We start from the raw sequence: 23410 nt of genomic DNA on the forward strand, positions 1-23410 counted from the left end.
GGCGTGACTCATGCGGCGGCGCGCGGGCGCGCGCCCGGATCGTTGAAGGAACGGCCCGACTCGGCCAGTTCGACCAGCAGCGGCGCCGGCTCCCAGGCCTCGCCGCGGTGGCCGCGGGCGTAGCGGCGCATCGCCGCCAGCACGTTGTAAAGCCCGACCTGGTCGGCATGGAACATCGGACCGCCGCGCCAGGCGGGGAAGCCGTAGCCGGCCAGGTAGACGATGTCGATGTCCGAGGCGCGCGCGGCGATGCCCTCGGCGAGGATGCGCGCGCCCTCGTTGGCCAGGGCGTAGACCAGGCGCTCGACGATCTCCTGGTCGGAGATCTCCCGGCGGGTGATGCCCAGCGCCTTCGACTGTTCGACGATCATCGCCTCGACCTCGGCCGAGGGATGCGGCGTGCGTTCGCCGGGCCGGTAGTCGTACCAGCCCTTGCCGGTCTTCTGGCCGTAGCGGCCCATCTCGCACAGCAGGTCGGCGTTCTTCGCGTAGACCATGTCCGGCCGCTCGAGGTAGCGGCGCTTGCGGATGGCCCACGCGATGTCGTTGCCCGCCAGGTCGCCCATCCGGAACGGCCCCATGGCGAAGCCGAATTTTTCCATCGCGCGGTCGACCTGTTGCGGCAGCGCGCCCTCCTCGAGCAGGAAAGTCGCCTGGCGCGAGTACTGCTCGATCATGCGGTTGCCGATGAAGCCGTCGCACACGCCCGAGACCACGGCGGTCTTGCGGATCGCCTTGGCCATCGCCATCGCCGTGGCCATCACGTCCCTGGCGGTCTTCGCACCCCGCACCACCTCGAGCAGGCGCATGACGTTGGCCGGGCTGAAGAAGTGCAGGCCCAGCACGTCCTGCGGGCGGCGGGTGAAGGCGGCGACGCGGTCGACGTCGAGTGTCGAGGTATTGGTGGCAAGGATGGCGCCGTCCTTCGCGACCGCGTCGATCTTTTCGAACACCGCCTGCTTGACCGCGTAGTCCTCGTAGACCGCCTCGATCACGAGGTCGGCATCGGCCAGCGCGGCGTAGTCGAGCGAGGGCGCGAGCAGGCCCATGCGCTGCTCGACCTGCTCGGCGGTGATCCGGCCCTTCTTCGCGCTGCCCTCGTAGTTGCGGCGGATGGTGGCCAGGCCGCGGTCGAGCGCTTCCTGCGAGGTCTCCACGATCGCCACCGGGATGCCGGCATTGAGAAAGTTCATGGCGATGCCGCCGCCCATGGTGCCGGCGCCGACGATGCCCACGCGCGTGACCGGGCGCGGCTTGACGTCGGGGCCGATGTCGTCGATCCGGCTGGCGGCGCGCTCACCGAAGAAGGCATGGCGCAGCGCGCGCGATTCGGGCGAGTTCACCAGCACGGTGAAGCCCTCGCGCTCGACCGCCATCCCCTCGTCGAACGGACGCAGCGAGGCGGCGACCGCATCCACGCAGCGCAGCGGCGCCGGATAGTTGGCCGACGCCGCGGCCACGCCCATGCGCGCCCAGGCGATGAAGGCCTGCGCGTCGGCATGTTCGACCTTGCGGTCGCGCACGCGCGGATGGTCCGCGCCCGCGGCGATCCGCTCGCGCAGCAGGGCGATCGCGGCCTCGACCGGATCGCCGTCCACCACGCTGTCGAACAGCGCGGTGCCGGCAAGCCGCTCGGCCGCGACCGGCGCCCCCGACACGATCATGTTCAGCGCGGCCTCCAGCCCGACCGCGCGCGGCAGCCGCTGGGTGCCGCCGCCGCCGGGCAGGATGCCGATCTTGACCTCGGGCAGTCCGACCTCGGCGCCGCGGCGCGCCACGCGGTAGTGGGCGCCCAGCGCCAGCTCCAGCCCGCCGCCCAGCGCGGTGCCGTTGATGGCCACGCACACCGGCTTGGCGCTGGACTCGACCACGGCGATGACGTCGTGCAGGTTGGGCGCCTGCCCGGCGCGCGGCGTGTTGAATTCCTTGATGTCGGCGCCGCCGGAGAAGAAGCGGCCGCCGCCGGTGATGACGACGCCCTGGACCGCGTCGTCGGCGTTGGCGGCCTCCACCGCCTCGGCCAGTCCGCGGCGCACGTCCAGGCCGAGGCCGTTGACCGGCGGATTGTCGAAGGTGACGACGGCAATGCCGTCGTGCAGTGTCGTGGTTACGGCCATGTCGTTGTCGGCACCGTGGCGGGTAGGGAAAGGAGTTGGCGGACCGCGCGCGTCATGCCGCGGCTCCTGCGCGCTGCGCGAAACGCCAGCCGAGCGCGGCCAGCATCGGCACCTGCGCGCCGAAACGCGCCGCCTGCGGATCGGTGGCCATGCCGGCGCGCGCGCGCGCGCCGACACCCTGGAGGATCGCGGCGAGGCGGAACAGGTTGTAGGCCAGGCAGAAATCCCAGTGCTCGCCGGCGCGCAGCCCGGTGCGGCGCTCGTACTCGCGCACGTAGGTCGGCTCGTCGGGAATGCCGAGCGCGTCGAGGTCGAGCCCGCCGAGGCCGGCGAGGAAATCCGGGACGATGTGCCAGGTCATCGCGTGGTAGCCGAAGTCGGCCAGCGGATGCCCGAGCGTGGACAGCTCCCAGTCCAGCACCGCGCGCAGCCGCGGCTCGCGGCGGGCGAAGACCAGGTTGTCGATGCGGAAATCGCCGTGCACCAGCGCCACCGGCTCGTCGTCCTCGCGCGGGGCCGCGCCGGGCAGCCAGGCGATGAGCTTCTCCATCGCCGGGATGTCGCCATCGCGACTGGCGAGGTACTGGCGCGTCCAGCGGTCGATCTGGCGCGCGAAATACTGTCCGGGACGGCCGTAGTCGCGCAGCCCGAGCGCGTCGACGTCGAGCTGGTGCAGATCGGCGATGGCGGCCAGCATCGCCTCGTAGCGGGCCGCGCGCCCCTCGGGCGACAGGTCCGGCAGCGCCGGGTCGCGGAAGACCTCGCCGTCGACGAAATCCATGACGTAGAAGCCGGCGCCGACGATCGATTCGTCCTCGCACAGCGCGTGCATCGCCGCGACCGGCACCGCGCTGCCGGCCAGCGCCTGCTGCACGCGGAACTCGCGCTCGATCGCATGCGCCGAAGGCAGCAGCCTGTCGCGCGGGCCGGGGCGTGCGCGCAGCACGCAGTCGCGCGTGGCCGTGCGCAGGCGCCAGCCGGGATTGGAGCGGCCGCCGGCCAGGCGCTCGATGTCGAGCTCGCCCTCGAACCCGTGCAGGTGGGCGCGCAGCCAGTGCTGCAGGCGCACGGCATTGGCTTCGACCGCCGGAAACCCATCGCTCATGCGGCGGCCCTCACCAGCACCCCATCGCGCAGCACCGGCACCACGTCGCAGATGTCGCAGCGGGCCGCATGCGCGATCTCCGCGTCCAGGCCCGCGCCCGACAGCATGCGTCCCACGCGCGACGCGGACAGCGCCTGGTCCGCATCGATGCCCAGGCTGGCGAACTCCGCCGCCAGCGCCGCATCGCTCGGCGCGTAATCGCCGGCGGCGCGCAGCGCCCGCGCCAGGTGGCCGGCGCCGATGAAGTCCTCGAGGCTGAAGCGGCCCAGCGATCCGGCGCACAGCAGCAGCACCGGCTGTCCCGGATGACGCGTGGCCACGTGTCGCGCCAGCGCGCCGGCGTTGCCCAGCGCGCCGACGTAGACCGCCGCCGCTCCCGCGCAGGCGGCAATCGCGCGGGTGCCGTTGGTGGTCAGGTACACCAGTTCCCCGCCGGCCACGAGCTGCAGCGCCAGCGCCAGCGGCGTGGCCGGCGCGTGCCCGGGCAGGGTCCGCGCCATGTACTCGCCCGCCACCACGGCGCCCGGCCGGCCGGTCGCGGCGGCGCGCGCGTCGTCGCCGTCGCGCGCCGGATAGACGGCCGTGGCGCCCGCGCCCAGGGCATGCACGATCGTCGAGGTCGCGAACAGCACATCGATCACGACTACCACCCTGCCCGCCAGGCGCACCGGGTCGATGTCCTCCCGGCGGACGAGCACGTGCAGCGATGGGATGGATGGGCCGGGCTGCATTCCTTTAAATTCCGTATAATGGAATTGAATTCTGTATTTCGGAATCACTCTAGACGGGAGCGTACGGCCATGCAACTGCGAGATGTGCTGCGCCGCAGCAGCGCAATACGTATTCCTCCGTCGCTTGCGTCCCGGCGGAAGCCCGCATAGGATCGTTGCAGTTTGTGGAATTCAATTCCATTAGGCGAAACTCATGGATCTAACACCCTCCCCCCGGAGCCGGGACCTCGAAGGCCGCCTGCGCGACTTCCTGCAGCGCCGCGTCTGGCCGAGCGAGGCCGACTACGACGGGGAAGCGGCCCGCTCCCGTGCCGCCGGCAATCCCTGGCAGCCGAGCACGGTGATCGCCGGACTGCAGGCCGAAGCGCGGGCCCAAGGCCTGTGGAACCTGTTCCTTCCCGGTTCGCCGCGCGCGCCCGAAGGCCTGTCCAATCTCGACTACGCGCCGCTGTGCGAGCTGATGGGCCGGGTCCACTGGTCGCCCGAGGTGTTCAACTGCAGCGCGCCCGACACCGGCAACATGGAGGTGCTGGCCCGCTACGGCAGCGAGGAGCAGCAGGCGCGCTGGCTCGACCCGCTGCTCGACGGCCGCATCCGCTCGGCCTTCCTGATGACCGAGCCGGACGTGGCCTCGTCCGACGCCACCAACCTGCAGTGCGCGATCCGCCGCGACGGCGACGACTACGTCATCGACGGGCGCAAGTGGTACGCCTCCGGCGCCGGCGATCCGCGCTGCGCGGTCTATATCGTGATGGGCATCTCCAGCCCGGACGCGGAGCGCCACCAGCGCCATTCGATGATCCTGGTGCCCGCCGATACGCCGGGCATCACGGTCGAACGCGCGATGGACGTGTACGGCTACGACGATGCGCCGCACGGCCACATGCAGGTCGCGCTGCAGAACGTGCGCGTGCCGGCGTCGAACCTGCTGCTGGGCGAGGGTCGCGGCTTCGAGATCGCGCAGGGGCGGCTCGGCCCCGGTCGCATCCACCACTGCATGCGCGCGATCGGCGTGGGCGAGCGCGCGCTCGAGGCGATGTGCCGGCGGCTGGCCTCGCGCCATGCCTTCGGGCGGGCGGTCGCGGACTTTTCGGTCTGGCGCGAGCGCATCGCGCGTTCGCGCTGCCTGCTCGACCAGGCGCGGCTGATGGTGATGAAGGCCGCGCGCATGATGGACACCGTGGGCAACAAGGCCGCGCGCGCCGAGATCGCGATGATCAAGGTGATCGCGCCGCAGGCCGTCGAGCAGGTGATCGACTGGGCGGTGCAGGCGCACGGCGCCGCCGGCGTCAGCCAGGACAGCTTCCTGGCCAAGGCCTGGGCGCATACCCGCACCCTGCGCCTGGCCGACGGCCCCGACGAAGTGCACCACGAGGCCATCGCGCGCCTCGAGCTGCGCAAGTACCGCGCGGAGGCGGGCTGACATGGGCAATCCCAAGCGCGACCCGCAGTCGCTGGCCCGCTCCGAAGGCGCGCCGCTGGTCAATTCGGTGGTGCGCGCGTTCTCGATCCTGCGCTGCTTCGAACACGGCCGCGACAATCCGGACGGCCGCTACCTCGGCAACCAGGACATCGCCAGGCGCACTAAGCTGCCCAAGGCCACGGTGTCGCGGCTGACGCAGACCCTGGCCACCCTGGGCTACCTCGAATATTCGCCGTCGCTGGAGAAGTACGCCCTCGGGCCCGCGGTGCTCGGCCTCGGCCATGCCTACATGGCCGGACACGACGTGATCGACATCGCCCAGCCGCTGATGCAGGAGCTGGCCGACTACACGCAGGCGGCGGTGATGCTGGCCGTGCCCGAGGGCCTGCGCATGCTGCTGCTGGAAGTCTGCCAGGGCGACGCGATGTTCAACCTGCGGCTGGAGAAGGGTTCGCGCGTGCCGCACGGCACCACCGCACTGGGCCGCGCCGACCTCGCCGCGCGCCCGCGCGAGGTGTTCGACCAGCGCCTGGCCGAACTCGAGCGCACCAGCACGCCGGAGGCCTGGCCGAAGATCCGCGCCGGCATCGAGCGCGCGCGCAAGGACTACGAGACCTACGGCTTCGTGTTCTCGCTGGGCGACTGGAATCCGGACGTGTTCGCGGTGGGCGTGCCAATGGTCTCGGCCGACGGCACCCGCCATTTCGCTTTCAACATCAGCGGGCGCCTGTCGGTGATGACGCGCGAGAAGCTGGTGCAGGACTTCGGCCCGAGGCTGGTCGCGCTGCGCAACCGCGTGTACGAGGCCACCGAGGGACGTTTCTAGAACGGGAGGAACAGGGACATGAGAGCCGTCGTCTGCGACGCGTGGGGACCGCCGGAATCGTTGCGCATCGGCGAGCTGCCGCTGCCCCAGCCGGGCCCCGGCCAGGTGCGCGTGCGCGTGCACGCGGCCGCGGCGAACTACCCGGATGCGCTGATGGTGGCCGGCAAGTACCAGTTCCGCCCCGAACTTCCCTTCGCGCCGGGACTCGAGTTCTCCGGCGTGGTGAGCGCGGTCGGCGACGGCGTGGACACGCTGCGCCCCGGCGACAAGGTGGTCGGCACCGCGACCCACGGCGCCTTCGCCGAGGAGGTGGTGGCCGAGGCCGGCCACCTGGTGGCGCTGCCCGCCGACACCGGCGACGAGGCCCTGGCCGTGGCCGCCAGCTTCCTGCTCACCTACGGCACCTCCTGGCATGCGCTCAAGGACCGCGCGCAGGCGAAGGCCGGCGAGACCCTGCTGGTGCTCGGCGCCGGCGGCGGCGTGGGCCTGGCCGCGGTGGAGCTGGGCAAGCGCCTGGGCCTGCGCGTGATCGCCGCGGCCTCGAGCCAGGCCAAGCGCGAGGCCGCGCGCTCGCGCGGCGCCGATGCCACGGTGGATTCCGCCGCCGGGGACTTCCGCGACCAGGTGCGCGCGCACGCGGGCAAGGCCGGCGTCGACATCGTCTACGACCCGGTGGGCGGCCCGCTGACCGAGACCGCACTGCGCAGCCTGGCCTGGGGCGGCCGCCACCTGGTGGTCGGCTTCGCCGCCGGGGACATCCCGAAGGTGCCGGCCAACCTGCTGCTGCTCAAGGGCACCGCCCTGCTCGGCGTGTTCTGGGGCGATTTCGTGCGGCGCGAACCGGCCGCCAGCGCCGCCAACACCCGCCAGCTGCTGGAGTGGCTGCGCGACGGCGCGCTGCAGCCGCTGGTGTCGCAGCGCTATCCCCTTTCGCAGGCGCCGGCCGCGCTGTCGGCCCTGCTCGCCCGCCAGGCGGTGGGCAAGCTGCTGGTGCTGCCGCAGCTGGCCGACTGAAACGCCGACAGGCGACCGACACAGGAGCCGAGCATGCAACGTTCCCCGCACTGGCCGCCCGGCCTGCCCCACCACCTCGAACTGCCGCAGACCTCGCTGTACGACAACCTCGCGGTCAGCGCGCGCCGCTACCCGCGGCGGCCGGCGACGATCTACTACGGACGCGCGCTCGACTACGCCACGCTCGATGCGCAGGCGAACGCACTCGCCGGCTACCTGCAGCAGCGCTGCGGCGTGGCGCGCGGCGACCGCGTCGCGCTGTTCATGCAGAACTGCCCGCAGTTCGTCGTCGCCTTCCACGCCATCCTGCGCGCCGATGCGGTGGTGGTACCGGTCAACAGCATGAACCGGCTCGAGGAAGTGCGGCACATCGTCCGCGACAGCGGCGCGCGCACCGCGCTGGTGGCGCAGGAACTCGCGCCCGAACTGCTGCCGCTGCGCGGCGAGCTGATCGACCACGCCGTGGTCGCCACCTACTCCGACTACGCCGACGCGGAGACCGACCTGCCCCTGCCCGAGGTGGTCGCGCTGCCGCGCGAACGCTTCGACGGCGCCGTCGCCTGGCAGGACGCACTGGACGCAGGGCTGTCGCCCTCCCCGCACCTGGCCGGGCCCGACGACCTCGCGGTGATGCCCTACACCTCCGGCACCACCGGCCATCCCAAGGGCTGCCTGCATACGCACCGCACGGTGATGCACACCACCGTGGCCGGGCCGGAGTGGTGCTTCGCGCCGAAGGACACGGTGGTCCTGGCCAACCTGCCGATGTTCCATGTCACCGGCATGCAGAACGGCGTGACCACGCCGGTCTGGCGCGGCAACACCATCGTGGTGATGACGCGCTGGGACAAGGCCTGCGCGGCGAAGCTGATCGAGCGCCACCGCTGCGGCTCCTGGACCGCGATCCCGACCATGCTGATGGATTTCCTGCACCAGGACCTGTCGCCCTTCGACCTGTCCTCGATGCGCATCCTCACCGGCGGCGGCGCGGCGATGCCCAGGGCCGTTGCCGAGCGCATCCGCCAGCTGTGGGGCATCGACTACGTGGAGGGCTACGGCCTGTCGGAAACGATGGCGCCGACCCATCTCAATCCCGTGCACCGGCCCAAGCCGCAGTGCCTGGGGCTTCCGATCTTCGACGTCGATTCGCGCGTGGTCGATCCGCAGACCTTCGAGGAACTGCCGCCGGGCGAGGTCGGCGAGATCGTCAGCCACGGCCCGCAGGTGATGCTGGGCTACCACGGCCGTCCCGCCAACGACCCGGAGACCTTCGTCGAGATCGACGGCAAGCGCTTCCTGCGCACCGGCGACCTGGCCTATGTCGACGACGAGGGCTATTTCTTCATGGTCGACCGGCTCAAGCGCATGATCAATGCCTCGGGCTACAAGATCTGGCCGGCCGAGGTCGAAGCCCTGCTCTACGGCCACCCCGCCGTGCAGGAGGCCTGCGTGATCGGCATGCGCGACGCGCACCGCGGCGAAAGCGCCAAGGCGGTGGTGGTGCTGCGCGAAGGCCATGACGCGACGCCCGCGGACATCATCGAATGGGCGCGCGGGCACATGGCCGCCTACAAGGTGCCGCACGCGGTCGAGTTCCGTACCACGCTGCCGCGCAGCGCGACCGGCAAGGTGCAGTGGCGCGCCCTGCAGGAAGCCGAAGACGGGCGCGCGCCATGAGCGGCGCGCACGGGCCGCCGGTCGCCGAGAACACGGGCTGGCGCTGGGGGCCGTTCACCTTCCGCCTGCCGTTCCTGCACACCCGTCCGCACTGGCCGGAGATCGCGCAGGGCCTGCTGGTCGCCACCGCGACGGGCCTGGCCCTTGTGCCGATCCTGATGGGCTACTTCGGCATGAGCTTCGACGAAGCCATCGCCACCTCGCTGCTGGTCAGCACCCTGATCGTGATCGCGCTGTGGGTGTTCGGGGAGCCCTATGCGCCGGGCTGGATCACGCCGGCGCTACCGCTGGTGCTGGCCTTCGTGCTGGCGCGCTACGACACGCCGGCGCTGCGCTTCCAGGCGATGACGGCGATGTCGCTGTCGTTCGCGCTGCTGGTGTTCGTGCTGGGCATCACCCGCGCCGGGCCACGCCTGATCGCCTGGCTGCCGCCGACGCTGCGCGCCACCATCCTGATCGGCTCGGCGCTGGCCGCGTTCCGCCAGGTGTTCGTCACCGACGCGCCGCGTTTCCTGGAGCAGCAGCCGGTGTCGATCCTGCTGGCCTGCGCGATCTGCCTGGTGGTGGTGTTCTCCGCGCCGCTGCAGCGCCTGCAGGGCCGGATGCCGTGGCTGCGCCACCTGGTCGCGCTGGGCCTGCTGCCCGGCTTCCTCGCGGCCGCCATCGTCGGGCCGCTGGTGGGCGAAGTGAGCTACGACGTGCAGTGGGGCTGGATGCTGCCGCCGGTCGGCGACGCGCTGGCGAAGATGTCGCCGCTCTCCATCGGCTGGCCCTCGCCGTCGATGTACCTGGACGTGCTGCCGCTGGTGCTGCTCACCTACGTGATCACGTTCGGCGACTGGGTCACCGCCGAGGCGGTGATCCGCGAGGCGCAGCCCGCGCGCCCGGACGATCCGATCCGCATCGACGCGCGCCGCTCGCACCTCACCCTGGCGGCGCGCAACGCGGCGTCGGCGCTCGTGGCGCCGTTCTTCACCACCCAGGGCGCGCTGTGGGCGGGTGTGCACGTGGTGGTGGTGTCGCGCTGGCGGCAGGGACGCCAGTCCATGCGCGACCTGCACAGCGGGCTGATCTCCTACTACATGATGGGCCTGCCGGTGATCTATTTCCTGCTGCCGCTGCTGACCGGGCTGCAGCCGCTGCTGGGCGTGGCGCTGGCGATCACCCTGGTGACCACCGGCTTCGCCTGCGCCTACATCGGCATGGCCATCCCGCGCAGCAACGCCGAGCGCGGCAGCGCGGTGCTGGGCGGCGTGGCGCTGTCGCTGTTCGATCCCTGGATCGCGCTCGCGGCCGCGGTGGCGTGCTGGTGGCTGCTGGTCGGACGCGAGCAGAAGGCGGCGCCCGCGCCGGCCCCTGGCGGGGAGCGCGCATGAGCACCCGCGCCGACTACCGCCACTTCCTGTCCATCCCCACGCGCTGGAAGGACAACGACGTCTACGGCCACGTCAACAACGTCGAGTACTACAGCTACTTCGACACGGCGATCAACACGTACCTGATCACCGAGGGCGGGCTGGACATCCACCGCGGCGCGGCGATCGGCCTGTGCGCCGAATCGCACTGCCGCTTCCTGCGCGAGATCGCCTTCCCCGGCAGCGTCGATGCCGGCCTGCGCGTGGAGAAGCTGGGCAACAGCAGCGTGCGCTACGGCATCGGCCTGTTCCGCTCCGGCGAGGAAGCACCCGCGGCGGAAGGCTGGTTCGTGCACGTGTTCGTCGACCGCGAGGCCCGGCGCAGCACGCCGATCCCCGACCGCATCCGCGCCGCGCTGGCCCCGCTGGTGGTGGAGCCGGCGCCGTGACCACGATGCGCGCGGCGGTGCTGCGCCGGATGGGCGCGGCGGCACCGTATGCGCAGTCGCGCCCGCTTGCGATCGAGAGCGTCCGGCTGCAGCCGCCCGGCCGCGGCGAGGTGCGCGTGCGCGTGCGCGCGGCGGGCCTGTGCCATTCGGACCTGTCGGTAATCGACGGCTCGCGTCCGCGGCCGCTGCCGATGCTGCTCGGGCACGAGGCCACCGGCGAGGTGGTCGAACTGGGCGAGGGCGTCGCCGGCCTGCGGCTGGGCGACCAGGTCGTGTTCTCGTTCGTGCCGATGTGCAGGCACTGCGATCCCTGCGCCTGCGGGCGCCCGGTGCTGTGCGAGCCCGGCGCGGCCGCCAACGCCGCCGGCGCCCTGCTCGACGGCGGGATGCGGCTGCGCGATGCAGACGAGGCGCCGCTGCACCACCATCTGGGCGTGTCGGGCTTCGCCGAATACGCAGTGGTGTCCGAACGCTCGGCGGTGCGCATCGATCCCGACCTTCCGCCGGCCATCGCCGCGCTGTTCGGCTGCGCGGTGATGACCGGCGTGGGCGCGGTGGTGAACACCGCCGGCGTGCGCCCGGGCGAATCGGTCGCGGTGTTCGGGCTTGGCGGCGTCGGCCTGTCGGCGGTGCTCGGCGCAGCCGCCTGCTCGGCCTGGCCGCTGGTGGCCGTCGACGTGGTCCCCGAGAAGCTGGCGCTGGCGCGCGATCTGGGCGCCAGCCACTGCATCGACGCGCGCGAGGGCGATGTCGCCGCGCAGGTGCGCGAGGCCACCGGCGGCGGCGCCGACCACGCCATCGAGACCGCCGGCAGCGAGCGCGTGCTCGCCACCGCCTACGCCTCGACGCGTCGCGGCGGCTGCACGATCACGGTCGGACTGCCGGCGCCGGACCGCATGTTCAGCGTGCCGGCGGTGGGGCTGGTCGCGGAAGAGCGTACGGTCAAGGGTTCGTACATGGGCTCGGCGGTGCCGCACCGCGACATCCCGCGCTACGTGGCCCTGCATCGCGCCGGCCGGCTGCCGGTCGAGCGCCTGCTCACGCATACGCTGGCGCTGGACGACATCAACGCCGGATTCGACCGGCTCGCCCGCGGCGAGGCGATCCGCCAGGTGGTGCTGTTCGACTGACGGACGGCCGGGCGCCAACGCCTGCCGACACCTCCCGCGCAATAGAAAGGCCGGCCCCGCGAGGGGCCGGCCTTCGTCGATCCAGCGGATCGCGCGACGTGCTTACGCGCGCGAATCCACGCGCTGGCCGCCGCGCGCCGGACGCGACGCCGGCTTGCCGGTGTGCGCATGCGCGTGCGCGCCGCGGTCGCCCGGCTTGCCGTGGCCACGCGCGCCTGCCTTGCGCGGGGCGCGCTGGCCGCCGGGCCTCTGCTCGCCCGGACGCTGCGGGGCGCGGCCGCCCGGCGGCTGCCGGCGCTGCTGGCCGCCGCCGTTCTTCGGGATCGGCGCATCGAGGCGGATCGGGCGGCTCGGCTCGAAGCCGTCCACCGCTTCCATCACGATGTCGGCCTTGAGCATGCGCTGGATCTGGCGCAGCAGGCCGCCCTCTTCCGGCGCGACCAGCGACAGCGCTTCGCCCGAGGCGCCGTTGCGGCCGGTGCGGCCGATGCGGTGCACGTAGTCCTCGGCCACCATCGGCAGGTCGTGGTTGATCACCAGCGGCAGGTTGGGGATGTCGAGGCCGCGCGCGGCCACGTCGGTCGCCACCAGGATCCGCGCCTTGCCCGACTTGAACTGGTCCAGCGCCTTCTGGCGCTGCGCCTGGCTCTTGTTGCCGTGGATCGCCACCGACTTCAGGCCGGCCGTTTCCAGCTGTTCGGCAAGGCGGTTGCAGCCGTGCTTGGTCTTGCCGAAGATCAGGACCTGGTCGGTATGGCGCCGGGCCAGGATCTCGACCAGCAGGTCGCGCTTGCGCGCGCCCTCGACCGGATGCACGCGGTGGGTGATGGTCTCGGCGATGGTGTTCTGCGCCGCGACCTGCACTTCGGTCGGGTTGTTCAGCAGCTCCATGGCGAGGGCGCGGATGCGCGGCTCGAAGGTGGCCGAGAACAGCATGGTCTGGCGCTGCTTGGGCACCCGCGAGAGCACGCGCTTGATCGAGGGCAAAAAGCCCATGTCGAGCATGCGGTCGGCCTCGTCGAGGACCAGCAATTCGACCGCGTCGAGTTTGGCGTGGCCGGCGTCGAGATGGTCGATCAGGCGGCCCGGGCAGGCGACCAGGATGTCGACGCCGCGGCGCAGGTTCTCGATCTGCGGCTGCATGCCGACGCCGCCGAAGATCATGGTGACGTTCAGGCGCAGGTGGCGGCCGTAGGCCTTGAGGCTGTCGGCCACCTGCACGGCCAGCTCGCGGGTGGGCACCAGCACCAGGGCGCGCGGCTTGCGCGGCCCCTTGGCCGGGGTCATCTTCGCCATCCGGTGCAGCAGGGGCAGGCCGAACGCGGCGGTCTTGCCGGTGCCGGTCTGCGCCGCGCCGAGGATGTCGCGGCCATCGAGCGCCGGCGGGATCGCCTGCGCCTGGATCGGGGTGGGGGTGGTGTAGCCGGTATCGGACAGCGCGCGCAGCAGCGCGGGCGAAAGCCCGAGGTCTTCGAACAGCATGTGGATTCGCTCCGTGTCAGCCGCGGCCGCGCCCCCGCGTCCCGGTGGGAGGCGGTGTCGACGCTGCTTCGACTGGCTTGCCCGGAACCATCCAGATCCGCGTTCGGGGCAATGTTTTGACGGTGACCGGAGGTTTCCGGGCCGTGTCTGCGCGACGAAAGACGTGCGGAATAGGACGCCACGGGACGGGGCCCGGGCCGGCCTGCCAGGATCGTGGCCGCTCGAAAGCGGCGGGGCAGCCGTGTTGCAAACGCGGCCATTGTAGCCGCATGTGAAGGCCCGGCGCCAGCGTGCGGCGTTGCGTGCGTGGGCGACGGCTCAGGTCCGCCTCCGGATCGAGGCCGGCCCAGCCGCGCGGACTGGAAGCGGCGCCATCGCCTGTGACACCCTTTGCGGGTTCCCGCACGCGCGCACCGCATGTCCTTCCGTAATTCGCAATCGAGTCCGGGCATCAGCCTTGCCCGCCTGCTGCTCGCGAGCACGCTGATCGTCACCGGCGGGTGGCGCCTGTGGCGCGCCTACGAGGGCGTGGCCATCAGCGGCCCGGACCTGGGCTTCAGCGTCGCGGAACTCGTGCTGGGCGTGCTGGTCGCCGCGGCCTGGCGCCTGCCGGTGACCGCGATGCTGGCCGCGGTGCTGGTGCTGGCCGAAGCCGCGCTGGCGCATCCGTTCTGGTCCGCGCGAGGCGCGGCCGCCGGCACCCACCTGCTGCAGTTCATGAAGGACGCGGGGCTGGCGGGCGGATTCCTGCTGGTGGCGCTCACCAGCTCCGGCCGCAGGCGCTGAGGTCGTGGCCGCCGAAGCGGGCCCGAATGCCCTGCTCGGCGCCGTCGCCCTGCTCGGGGCGGCGGTGGTGTTCGTGCCGCTGTTCCGCCGGATGGGGCTGGGCTCGGTGCTCGGCTACCTCGCCGCGGGACTGGTGATCGGCCCGTTCGGGTTCGGCTGGTTCTCGCATCCGCAGGCGATCCTGCACTTCGCCGAGCTGGGCGTGGTGATGTTCCTGTTCGTGGTCGGGCTGGAGATGCGCCCGTCGCACCTGTGGAGCCTGCGCCACCAGATCTTCGGCCTCGGTGCGCTGCAGATCTGCACCGCCGGCGCGGCGCTGACCGGCGTCTTCCTGATGTTCGGCCTCGGCTCGCAGGCCGCGTTCATCGGCGGCGCGGGCTTCGTGCTCACCTCCACCGCGATCGTGATGCAGCTGCTGGGCGAGCGTGGCGACATCGCCCTGCCGCGCGGCCAGCGCATGGTCTCGATCCTGCTGTTCGAGGACCTGCTGATCGTGCCGCTGCTGGCCACGGTGGCGCTGATGTCGCATGCGCCGGCCGATCCCGAGGCGCCGTCGCGGTTCGCCGCGGTCGGGATCGCGCTCGCCTCGATCCTCGGCCTGGTGGTCGCCGGCCTGTACCTGCTCAATCCGCTGTTCCGACTGCTGGCGGCGGCCAAGGCGCGCGAGGTGATGACCGCCGCGGCGCTGCTGGTGGTGCTGGGCGCGGCGGTGCTGATGGAGATGGGCGGGCTGTCGATGGCCATGGGCGCGTTCCTGGCCGGCGTCCTGCTGTCGGGTTCGACCTTCCGCCACCAGATCGAGGCCGACATCGAGCCGTTCCGCGGCATCCTGCTCGGCCTGTTCTTCCTGGCCGTGGGCATGTCGCTGGACCTGGACGTGGTCCGCGACGACTGGCGGCTGGTGGTGCTGGCCGTGCCCGCGCTGATGCTGGCCAAGGGGCTGTGCATCTACCTGGTGGCGCGGACGATGCGCAGCAGCCATCGCGACGCGCTCGACCGCGCGGTGCTGATGGCGCAGGGCGGCGAATTCGCCTTCGTGCTGTACGCCGCGGCCGAGGCCGCGGGCGTGATCGAAGGCCGCACCAACGACAGCATGACCGCGATCGTGGTCCTGTCGATGGTGCTCACGCCGCTGGTGGCGCTGGCCATGCGTCCGTTGCTGCGCGAGACCGCGCGCCCGTCGCTGGATGACGTCGACGTGGCGGACGGACAGACCGGCAGCGTGCTGATCATCGGGTTCGGCCGCTTCGGCCAGGTGATGAGCCAGTCGCTGCTGGCGCGCGACGTCGACGTGACCATCATCGACAACGACATCGACATGATCCGCAACGCCTCGAAGTTCGGCTTCAAGGTGTACTACGGCGACGGCCGCCGCCTGGACGTGCTGCACGCCTCGGGCGCGGGCTCGGCGCGGGCGATCGCGGTCTGCGTCAACGATCCCGCCGGCGCCACCCGGATCGTCGAGCTGGCCCGCAGGCAGTTTCCGCAGGCGAAGCTGCTGGTGCGCGCCTACGACCGCCAGCACGCGCTCACCCTGGTCAATGCCGGCGCGCACCTGCAGGTGCGCGAGACCTTCGGCTCGGCCGTGGCCTTCGGCGAAGCGGCGCTGCGCGCGCTGGGCGTGGATGCGGACGAGGCGGCGGCGATCTCGGCGCAGGTGCGCCGGCTCGATGCCGAGCGCTTCGAGCTGGAGGTGGCCAGCAACGATCCGCGCGCCGGCGCGCGCCTGGTCATCGGCAACCGCGACCGCAACGCGCCCAAGCCCACGCCTTTCGTGCCGCCGCGCCGCGCCAGTCGCGCGCTCAATGCGGAGGCGGAACAGGCCGCGCCGCCCGCCGCGGACGACCAGGCAGGCTGAAGGCGCGGCGCCCGCTCAGACGTCGACCACCATCCCCGGCCGCGCCAGCCGCACGTCCGCCGGGCCGCGTTCGCCCAGCTCGCCCGCCAGGGCCTCGCGCGCGCGGTCCTCGCCGTGTACCAGCACCAGCGGTGGGCGTCCCTCGAAGCCTTCGTACCAGGCGATCAGGCCGCGCTGGTCGGTATGCGCCGACAGGCCGCCGACGGTATGGATGCGCGCGTTGACGCGATGGTCGTGCCCATGGATGCGCACCCACTTCGCGCCGTCCACCAGGCGCCGGCCGAGCGTGCCCTCGGACTGGTAGCCGACGAAGACCACGTGGGTGCTGCGGCGGTCGATGCCGTGGCGGAAGTGGTGCAGGATGCGGCCGCCGTTGGCCATGCCGCTGCCGGCGATCACGATCGCGCCGTTCTCGATGCGGTTGATCGCCATCGACTGGTCGGTCGACTCGGTGATATGCAGGTTGGGCAGGCGGAACGGATCGGGCCTGCCCTTCCAGACCGCGCGCGCATCCTCGTCGAACAGCGCCTGGTGGCGGTCGTAGATCGCCACCACCTTCGCCGCCATCGGGCTGTCGAGGAAGATCCGCCAGCGCGACAGCCGCCACTCGTCCCAGTGCCGCGCGAACCAGTACAGCAGCTCCTGCGAACGACCCACCGCGAACGCCGGGATCAGCACCTTGCCGCGCGCCTCCCAGGCCTGCTCCAGCAGGTCGCCGAACTCGTGGATGGTGTCGAGCCGGTCGCGGTGGTTGCGGTCGCCGTAGGTGGATTCCATCAACACCAGGTCGGCTTCGCGCACCGGCTCGGGATCGCGCAGGATCGGCGTGCCGGGTGGGCCGAGGTCGCCGGAGTACACCAGCTTGCGGCCGTCGGCCCACAGCTCGACGATCGACGAACCGAGGATGTGGCCGGCATCGCGCAGGGCTATCTCCACGCCCGGCGCGATGGAGGTGCGCGCGCCATAGGGCAGCGGACGCACCAGGTCCAGCACCGCGTGCACATCCTCGCGAGTGAACAGCGGCATCGCTTCCGGCTCGCCCTGGCGGCGCTTGCGGTTCTCTCGATCGGCGTCGCTCTCGGCGAGCGAGGCCGCGTCGAGCAGCATCACCGGCAGCAGCTCGGCGCCGGCCTGCTGGACGTAGATCGGGCCGCGGAAACCCTGCCAGACCAGCCGCGGCACCCGGCCGATGTGGTCGATGTGGGCGTGGCTGAGCACCAGCGCATCGATCGAGGACGGGTCGAACGGGAACGGTTCGAAGTTGCGCGCCTCGGCCTCGCGTCCGCCCTGGATCATTCCGCAGTCGAGGAGGATGCGCCTGCCCGCCGCCTCGACCAGGTGCATCGAGCCGGTGACCTCCCCCGCCGCGCCGTGAAAATGCACACGCATGCCGCGCCTCCGTGTCCAAACAGCTGATTCTGCACGTCTTCACGACCCTTGGGGCAATCGGTCCGATCGCCGCGCATGACCTACGACACCCCCGGCCGCGCAACCAGCGGCGTAGAGTGCGGCCACACCGGCGCCGGCGGGTCCGTCGTCGCCGTCCATCGATCCGGAGATCCGCCTTGAGCGCCACCACACCCCGCCTGCTGCTCCTGTCCACCGCCGTCGCCCTGGCCCTGTCCGCCTGCGGCGGCAAGGACGCCGCCGAAGGCACCGCCTCCGCCCCCGCCGCGGATGCCCCCCCCGCATTCACCCTCGACGAAAGCAAGCTGCCCGACGTCAACCGCTTCCAGTTCGCCGACCTCGACGACACCCGCAACGCCTGCGTCGACTTCGCCGGCTATGCCAACGCCAAGTTCCTGGCCGCGCACCCGGTGCCCGGCGACCGCACCAGCTGGGGCGCGTTCGAGATGCTCGACGAGCGCTCCACCGCCATCCAGCAGCAGCTGGCCGAGCACGCGGCGGGCCTGGAGAACGCCACCGGCGTCGAGAAGCTGGTCGGCGACTTCTGGGCCACCGGCATGGACGAAGCGAAGATCAACGCACAGGGCATCGAGCCGCTGAAGGACGAACTGGCGGCGATCGACGCGCTGTCCGATTCGGCCGGCATCGTCGCCTGGCTGCAGCAGACCGCGGCCAAGGGCCAGGGCTTCCTGCTCGGCGTCGGCGCGATGCCCGACTTCCAGGATTCCTCGATCAACATCGCCGCCACCGGTCAGGGCGGCCTGGGCCTGCCCGATACCACCTATTACAGCGACGACAAGCACGCGCAGATCCGCGAAGCGTATGTGGCCCACATCGCCAAGGTGCTGGAACTCTCCGGCGTGCCGGCGGCCGACGCGCAGCAGCAGGCCAAGGACGTGATGGCGTTCGAGACCCGCCTGGCGAAGGTGTCGAAGTCGCGCGCCGAGTTCTCGCGCGACGTGTCGCTGTACTACAACCCGATGCAGGTCGCCGACGCCGACAAGCTCACGCCCAATTTCTCCTGGACGAAGTTCTTCGAGGCCCAGGGGATCGAGCAGCCGAAGCTGTTCTCGGTGTCGGTCCCGGACTACTTCAAGGAAGTCGACGCGATGCTGGCCGATGTTCCGGTCGAGCAGTGGAAGAGCTACCTGCGCTTCCACGTGGTCGACGGCGCCTCGCCCTACCTGTCCGACGCCTTCGCTCAGCAGCACTACGAGTTCCACAACAAGACCCTGAGCGGCCAGAAGGAAATGAAGCCGCGCTGGAAGCGCGTGCTCGACACCATCAACGGCCAGGTCGACGAGGCCATGGGCCAGATGTACGTCGACGTCGCCTTCCCGGCCGAATCCAAGGCCAAGATGGAAGCGCTGGTCGCCAACCTGGGCGAGGCGCTGAAGGCGCGCATCCAGAACCTGGAATGGATGAGCGAGGAGACCAAGGCCAAGGCGCTGGAGAAGCAGGCCGCGTTCACCACCAAGATCGGCTACACCGACAAGTGGCGCGACTGGAGCGGGCTGGAAACCGGCCGCGAGAGCTACCTGGACAACGTGCTCGCCGCGCAGGAGTTCAACTACAAGTGGCAGATCGGCAAGATCGGCAAGCCGGTCGACAAGACCGAGTGGGCCATGCCGCCGCAGATGGTCAACGCCTACTACAACCCGCTGCAGAACGAGATCGTGTTCCCCGCCGCGATCCTGCAGCCGCCGTTCTTCGACCCCGAGGCCACCGACGAGATCAACTACGGCGGCATCGGCGCGGTGATCGGCCACGAGATGAGCCACGGCTACGACGACCAGGGCAGCCGTTTCGGCGCGACCGGCAAGTTCGAGAACTGGTGGACCGAGGCCGACGCGGCCGCGTTCAAGGAGCGCACCGGCAAGCTGGTCGCGCAGTTCGACGGCTACAAGCTGGCCGACGGCCGCGCGCTCAACGGCACGCATACGCTGGGCGAGAACATCGGCGACCTCGGCGGGCTGGCCATGGCCTACGACGCGATGAAGAAGGCCACCGAAGGCACGCCCGACCCGATGACCGACGGCCTGACCCGCGACCAGCGCTTCTTCCTCAACTGGGCCACCGTGTGGCGCCGCAACTTCACCCCGGAAGAGGTGAGCAAGCGCCTGGTCACCGACGAGCACGCCCTGGCCGAGTTCCGTGCCATCGGCGCGCCGTCCAACCTGCCGGCGTTCGCCGCCGCCTTCAACTGCAAGCCGGGCGATCCGATGGTGCGCGACGGCGACAACCAGGTCGTGATCTGGTAATCCCGACCCGCTGTCTGCACCCTGGAAAAGCCCGGCAATGCCGGGCTTTTCCTTTCAGGCGTGCGGGGCGAAGCGAACGGGGCTCCGGAAGGGCCGCAGCGCCCCCGGGGAGAGGGCGCACCGCTCGGCGGGGGTCCCTGCCGCACGTGCGGCCGCGGCACGGTCATGTGCCGCGTGCCACCTCTCCCCCGCGGTCACTGCGGCGTCGCTGCGGGGATGCCGCGCCCTCGAGAGTCGAGGTCAGCCGCCCCTTCGCTCGTGGTCCCGCGCGCTCAGCGCCGTGGGTGCGCTCTACGGCAGAAGCCGGGCAATGAACAGCGACGAGTCGCGTGCTGGCGGGGCGGGCTCGCGACAAGCGCGCCATGGCGCGCGCCCGAGTCGGGGCAGGAAGCCCCGACCGAGGGAAAAGCGACCCCGCCCCGACAGCGCGCGGCGTCCAGCCGAAACCGCAGCCTGAACACATCCGCAGGCGTCGCGGCTACCGGCACGAAAGGACCTGGCAACCTGGCGGCGCTGCGCGCGACGGCAGGCCAGGCCGGTGAAGGTTCCCGCAGTGCCCTTGGTAGAATCCCCGGCCTTCCCCCGTGCCCCGGAGCTGCTCCATGCCGATCCAGAAGCCGCTCGCCGCCGCCCTTGCCGCCAGCCTGGTGCTGGTGCTGGCGTCCGGTGATGCCGATGCCCAGCGCAAGCGCCGCGCCGCGAAGCCGGCCGAACCGGCCATCACCGCCTGCAGCGACTTCTACAGCTTCGTCAACAAGGACTGGTTGGCCGCCAACACGGTGATCGCGGGCAGCGGCCGCGTGTCCGCGCTCGGCACCCTTCAGCAGCAGGCGCTGCTGCAGCAGCGCGCCCTGCTCGACGAGGCCGTGCTCAACCCCCAGAACGACGTGCAGAAGCTGCTGGGCGATTTCTGGGCCAGCGGCATCGACGAGGCCGCGGTGGAACGCGACGGCGCGCAGCCGATCGCCTCGCTGGTCGCACGCATCGACGCGATCAGGCGCAGCAAGGACGTGGCGCCGTCGATCGCGGCCCTGCACCAGGTCGGGATCCCCGTGGCGTTCAACTTCACCGCCGACCTCGACCTGGGCGACCTGGACCGCCACATCGGCTACTTCTCGCAGGGTGGCCTGGCCCTGCCCGACCCGGCCTTCTACACCCGCGACGATGCCGACACGCGCGCCCTGCTCGGCCGCTACACGGAGTACGTGGAGAAGATCCTCGCGCTGACCGGCACCCCGGCCGACAAGCTCAAGGACGAGATGGCGATGGTGCTGGACCTGGAAACGCGCATCGCGCGCGCATCCAGGCCGATTACCTCGCTGCGCGATCCGCGCGAGAACTACGCGCTGGTGCCGACCGCGGGCTTCGCCAAGCAGTTCCGCAACCTGCAGCTGGTCGAGTTCCTGCAGGCCCAGGGCGTGGTCGCCGAGAACGTGTCGATGGCGCACCAGGCCTACTTCACCGAACTCGACACCCTGGTGCGCACGCTCAAGCCGGCGCAGTGGAAGGTGTACCTGCGCTACCAGATCGGCAACGCGATGGCGCCGTACCTGTCGAAGGATTTCCGCGAGGCGGATTTCTCGTTCAACGGCCGCGTCCTGCGCGGCCTCGCCGCGCCGGCGGCGCGCGACACGCAGGTGCTGGACGCGATCAACCGCGCCGCCGGCCCGATGCTGGCGCGCGAGTACGTCGCCCGCTACCTGCCCCAGGCCACGCGCTCGCGCGCCGAGTCGGTCGCGGGCGAGGTGCGCGATGCCCTGCTGCGGTCGGTGGAACGCAACAGCTGGCTGTCGGAGACGGCGCGCACCGAAGCCAGGGCCAAGCTGCAGGCGTTGAAGATCGAAATCGGCGCGCCCCGCGACGACCTCGATTTCAGCGTGCAGCCGATGGGCCGCACCAGCTTCGGCAGCAACATGCTGATCGCCTCGACCTGGCGCCACCGCGAGGAGATGCGCCGCATCGGTCGCGGCGATGCCCAGCGCCGCTGGGACGTGCTGCCGCAGCAGCCGGCGCTGGCCTACGACCTGGCGCACAACCGCCTGGTCGTGTCCGCCGCCGCCCTGCAGGCGCCGATCCTGGACATGAGCCAGGACACCGCGGCCCAGTACGGCAGCTTCGGCGCACTGGTCGGGCACGAACTCTCGCGTGCGGTCGACCTCAAGGGCCAGCTGGTCGACGCGTCGGGCAACCTTCGCGCGTGGTGGACGCCCGCCGACGAGGCCGCCTTCGCCGGCCGCGCCGACCAGCTGGCCACGCAGTACGGTGCCTACGCCTATCCCGCCACGGAAGGGCTGCGGGTGGACGCCGCGCTGACCCGCGAGCAGAACGTGGCGGACCTGGCCGCGGTGGAGCTGGCGTTCGATGCGCTGTCGGCCATGCAGCCGCCGCCGGACAAGGCTGCGAAGGAGTCGTTTTTCCGCGCCTGGGCAGGCCTGTGGCGCGAACAGCTTGCGCCGGAAACGGCCACCCGCAACGCGTCCACGCTCGCGCATGCGCCGGGCCAGTGGCGTGCCAACGGCCCCCTGGTCAACCACCCGGCCTTCATCGAAACCTTCGGCTGCAAGGCCGGCAACGCGATGATGCGCAAGGCAGACGAGCAGGTGTCGATCTGGCGCTGAGCGCCGGATCGCGCGACGGCGGCCGGGCCCCCATCCGGCCGCCGGGGATTGCCTAGACCACGCGGCGGATGCGGCGGCCGCCGAACGGGGGCTGCCCGCGCCAGTGCCGGATCAGCAGCCAGCCGAACAGCATGCCGCCCAGGTGGGCGAAGTGGGCCACGCCCGACTGCGTGCCGGTGACGCCCAGCACCAGCTCGACCACCCCGTAGACGATCACCAGGGTGCGCGCCTTCATCGGCACCGGCGGGATCAGCAGCATCACCCGCTGGTTGGGGAACAGCATCCCGTAGGCCAGCAGCAGGCCGAACACGCCGCCCGAGGCCCCCACGGTCGGGAAGTAGCCGCCGCCGTTGCGCAGGCTCCAGGACACCACCAGCAGCTGGCACAGGCCGGCACCGACCACGCACACCAGGAAGTAGGTCAGGAAGCGGCGTTGGCCCCAGGCGTACTCGAGTTGCGCGCCGAACATCAGCAGCGCCAGCATGTTGAACAGCAGGTGGGCGATGTTGTTCGGGCTGTGCATGAAACCGTGGGTGAGCAGCTGCCACGGCATGAACGAGTGCGGGGCGTAGGACGCGACTTCCGGCGGCAGCCACGGCCACAGCATCAGCGGATCGAGCGCGCTGCCCAGCATCAGCTGCAGCGCGAACACCACGCAGTTGGCGATCAGCAAGGCCTTGGTGACGGGGGGAAGGTTGGTGAACATCGGCGCTCCTGCACTGGCGCCCATGATAACGGGGGATGCCGTGGCGGCCGGTCGATGCCGCGGGATGGTCTTTCCCGCTCCCGTCGCGCGATCAGTCGCGCGCCGGCCCCCACAGCGCCGCATCGAGGTCGCCGTCCGTGGCCGGCGGCATGCGCACGCGCCCCTTGTCGACGACCACGCCCTCGGCGCGCAGCCGCCGCACCTGCTCGCGGAATCCGCGCGAGCCGGCCGGAAAGGCGATCCTGCCGTCGCTGCGCAGGATCCGGTGCCAAGGCAGCGCGGGATCGTCGTTGCCCGAGAGCAGCCGCGCCACCAGGCGCGCCCGCCCCGGCAGACCTGCACGGCGCGCGATCTGGCCATAGCCGGCGACCGCGCCGCGCGGCACGGCGCGGATCGCGGCCAGGATGCGCTCGGCGATCGGATCGGCAGACACGGCGTCCATCGGCGACTAGGATATCCGGGTCC

The 23410-nt window shown here is 71.4% G+C and carries 18 protein-coding genes; 11 read left to right on the forward strand and 7 right to left on the reverse strand.

What is annotated here, in order from left to right; all coding sequences use genetic code 11:
- Window positions 1-8: 8 nt before the first annotated feature.
- Genes ACFQ2D_RS14115 through ACFQ2D_RS14125 form a run of 3 tightly spaced genes read right to left on the reverse strand, consistent with a single transcriptional unit; the run spans window position 9 to window position 3920 of the window.
- Window positions 9-2117 carry a 3-hydroxyacyl-CoA dehydrogenase NAD-binding domain-containing protein gene (locus tag ACFQ2D_RS14115; RefSeq protein WP_280942481.1) on the reverse strand — a complete coding sequence of 703 codons (2109 nt, stop codon included), beginning with the start codon at window positions 2115-2117 and terminating at the stop codon, window positions 9-11.
- Window positions 2118-2169: 52 nt separating this feature from the next.
- A complete protein-coding gene (locus tag ACFQ2D_RS14120; RefSeq protein ID WP_280942480.1) occupies window positions 2170-3222 on the reverse strand; it encodes a phosphotransferase family protein in 1053 nt (350 codons plus the stop codon).
- Window positions 3219-3920, reverse strand: coding sequence for a 2-phosphosulfolactate phosphatase (locus tag ACFQ2D_RS14125; RefSeq protein WP_386795684.1), 702 nt, complete (start codon window positions 3918-3920; stop codon window positions 3219-3221). The genes ACFQ2D_RS14120 and ACFQ2D_RS14125 overlap by 4 nt, the downstream gene beginning before the upstream one ends.
- 226 nt (window positions 3921-4146) lie before the next feature.
- On the opposite strand from ACFQ2D_RS14125, the gene ACFQ2D_RS14130 reads away from it, so the two are divergent.
- The 7 genes from ACFQ2D_RS14130 to ACFQ2D_RS14160 are packed head-to-tail and all read left to right on the forward strand — an operon-like array spanning window position 4147 to window position 11827.
- Window positions 4147-5376, forward strand: coding sequence for an acyl-CoA dehydrogenase family protein (locus ACFQ2D_RS14130; protein ID WP_280942478.1), 1230 nt, complete (start codon window positions 4147-4149; stop codon window positions 5374-5376).
- 1 nt (window position 5377) lies between these two features.
- Entirely contained in the window at window positions 5378-6202 is an 825-nt protein-coding gene (locus tag ACFQ2D_RS14135) for an IclR family transcriptional regulator (RefSeq protein ID WP_280942477.1), read from the forward strand.
- 18 nt (window positions 6203-6220) lie between these two features.
- Window positions 6221-7216 (forward strand): NADPH:quinone oxidoreductase family protein, encoded by a 996-nt coding sequence (locus ACFQ2D_RS14140; protein WP_280942476.1) that lies wholly within the window; start codon window positions 6221-6223, stop codon window positions 7214-7216.
- A 33-nt stretch (window positions 7217-7249) separates the two neighbouring features.
- On the forward strand, window positions 7250-8893 hold the full coding sequence (locus ACFQ2D_RS14145) for a long-chain fatty acid--CoA ligase (protein WP_280942475.1): 1644 nt from the start codon (window positions 7250-7252) through the stop codon (window positions 8891-8893).
- On the forward strand, window positions 8890-10269 hold the full coding sequence (locus tag ACFQ2D_RS14150; RefSeq protein ID WP_280942474.1) for a hypothetical protein: 1380 nt from the start codon (window positions 8890-8892) through the stop codon (window positions 10267-10269). The genes ACFQ2D_RS14145 and ACFQ2D_RS14150 overlap by 4 nt, the downstream gene beginning before the upstream one ends.
- A complete protein-coding gene (locus tag ACFQ2D_RS14155; RefSeq protein ID WP_280942473.1) occupies window positions 10266-10697 on the forward strand; it encodes an acyl-CoA thioesterase in 432 nt (143 codons plus the stop codon). Before ACFQ2D_RS14150 ends, ACFQ2D_RS14155 begins: the two co-directional genes overlap by 4 nt.
- Before the next feature lie 5 nt (window positions 10698-10702).
- Window positions 10703-11827 carry a zinc-dependent alcohol dehydrogenase family protein gene (locus tag ACFQ2D_RS14160; protein WP_280942667.1) on the forward strand — a complete coding sequence of 375 codons (1125 nt, stop codon included), beginning with the start codon at window positions 10703-10705 and terminating at the stop codon, window positions 11825-11827.
- A 102-nt stretch (window positions 11828-11929) separates the two neighbouring features.
- Here the strand turns inward: ACFQ2D_RS14160 and ACFQ2D_RS14165 are convergent, their stop codons facing one another.
- Window positions 11930-13309 (reverse strand): DEAD/DEAH box helicase, encoded by a 1380-nt coding sequence (locus ACFQ2D_RS14165; RefSeq protein WP_386795685.1) that lies wholly within the window; start codon window positions 13307-13309, stop codon window positions 11930-11932.
- 417 nt (window positions 13310-13726) lie between these two features.
- Between ACFQ2D_RS14165 and ACFQ2D_RS14170 the strand changes: the two genes are divergently transcribed.
- Entirely contained in the window at window positions 13727-14095 is a 369-nt protein-coding gene (locus ACFQ2D_RS14170; RefSeq protein ID WP_280942471.1) for a hypothetical protein, read from the forward strand.
- A 4-nt stretch (window positions 14096-14099) separates the two neighbouring features.
- Window positions 14100-15953 carry a monovalent cation:proton antiporter-2 (CPA2) family protein gene (locus tag ACFQ2D_RS14175; protein WP_280942470.1) on the forward strand — a complete coding sequence of 618 codons (1854 nt, stop codon included), beginning with the start codon at window positions 14100-14102 and terminating at the stop codon, window positions 15951-15953.
- 15 nt (window positions 15954-15968) lie between these two features.
- Here ACFQ2D_RS14175 and ACFQ2D_RS14180 read toward each other — a convergent pair whose 3' ends face one another.
- Entirely contained in the window at window positions 15969-17342 is a 1374-nt protein-coding gene (locus ACFQ2D_RS14180) for an MBL fold metallo-hydrolase RNA specificity domain-containing protein (protein ID WP_280942469.1), read from the reverse strand.
- Between the two features lie 200 nt (window positions 17343-17542).
- On the opposite strand from ACFQ2D_RS14180, the gene ACFQ2D_RS14185 reads away from it, so the two are divergent.
- Window positions 17543-19621 (forward strand): M13 family metallopeptidase, encoded by a 2079-nt coding sequence (locus ACFQ2D_RS14185; protein ID WP_280942666.1) that lies wholly within the window; start codon window positions 17543-17545, stop codon window positions 19619-19621.
- 602 nt (window positions 19622-20223) lie between these two features.
- The gene (locus ACFQ2D_RS14190; protein WP_280942468.1) at window positions 20224-22239 is read left to right on the forward strand and encodes a M13-type metalloendopeptidase; all 2016 of its coding nucleotides are present in this window, start codon (window positions 20224-20226) and stop codon (window positions 22237-22239) included.
- A gap of 52 nt (window positions 22240-22291) precedes the next feature.
- Here the strand turns inward: ACFQ2D_RS14190 and ACFQ2D_RS14195 are convergent, their stop codons facing one another.
- Complete coding sequence (locus ACFQ2D_RS14195; protein ID WP_280942467.1) at window positions 22292-22945, reverse strand: rhomboid family intramembrane serine protease; 654 nt, start codon at window positions 22943-22945, stop codon at window positions 22292-22294.
- Window positions 22946-23036: 91 nt separating this feature from the next.
- Complete coding sequence (locus ACFQ2D_RS14200; RefSeq protein WP_386795686.1) at window positions 23037-23378, reverse strand: MGMT family protein; 342 nt, start codon at window positions 23376-23378, stop codon at window positions 23037-23039.
- Window positions 23379-23410 lie beyond the last annotated feature (32 nt).

Origin of the sequence: Luteimonas composti, from assembly GCF_042678665.1 — a bacterium.
In the GTDB taxonomy this organism is placed as follows: domain Bacteria; phylum Pseudomonadota; class Gammaproteobacteria; order Xanthomonadales; family Xanthomonadaceae; genus Luteimonas; species Luteimonas composti.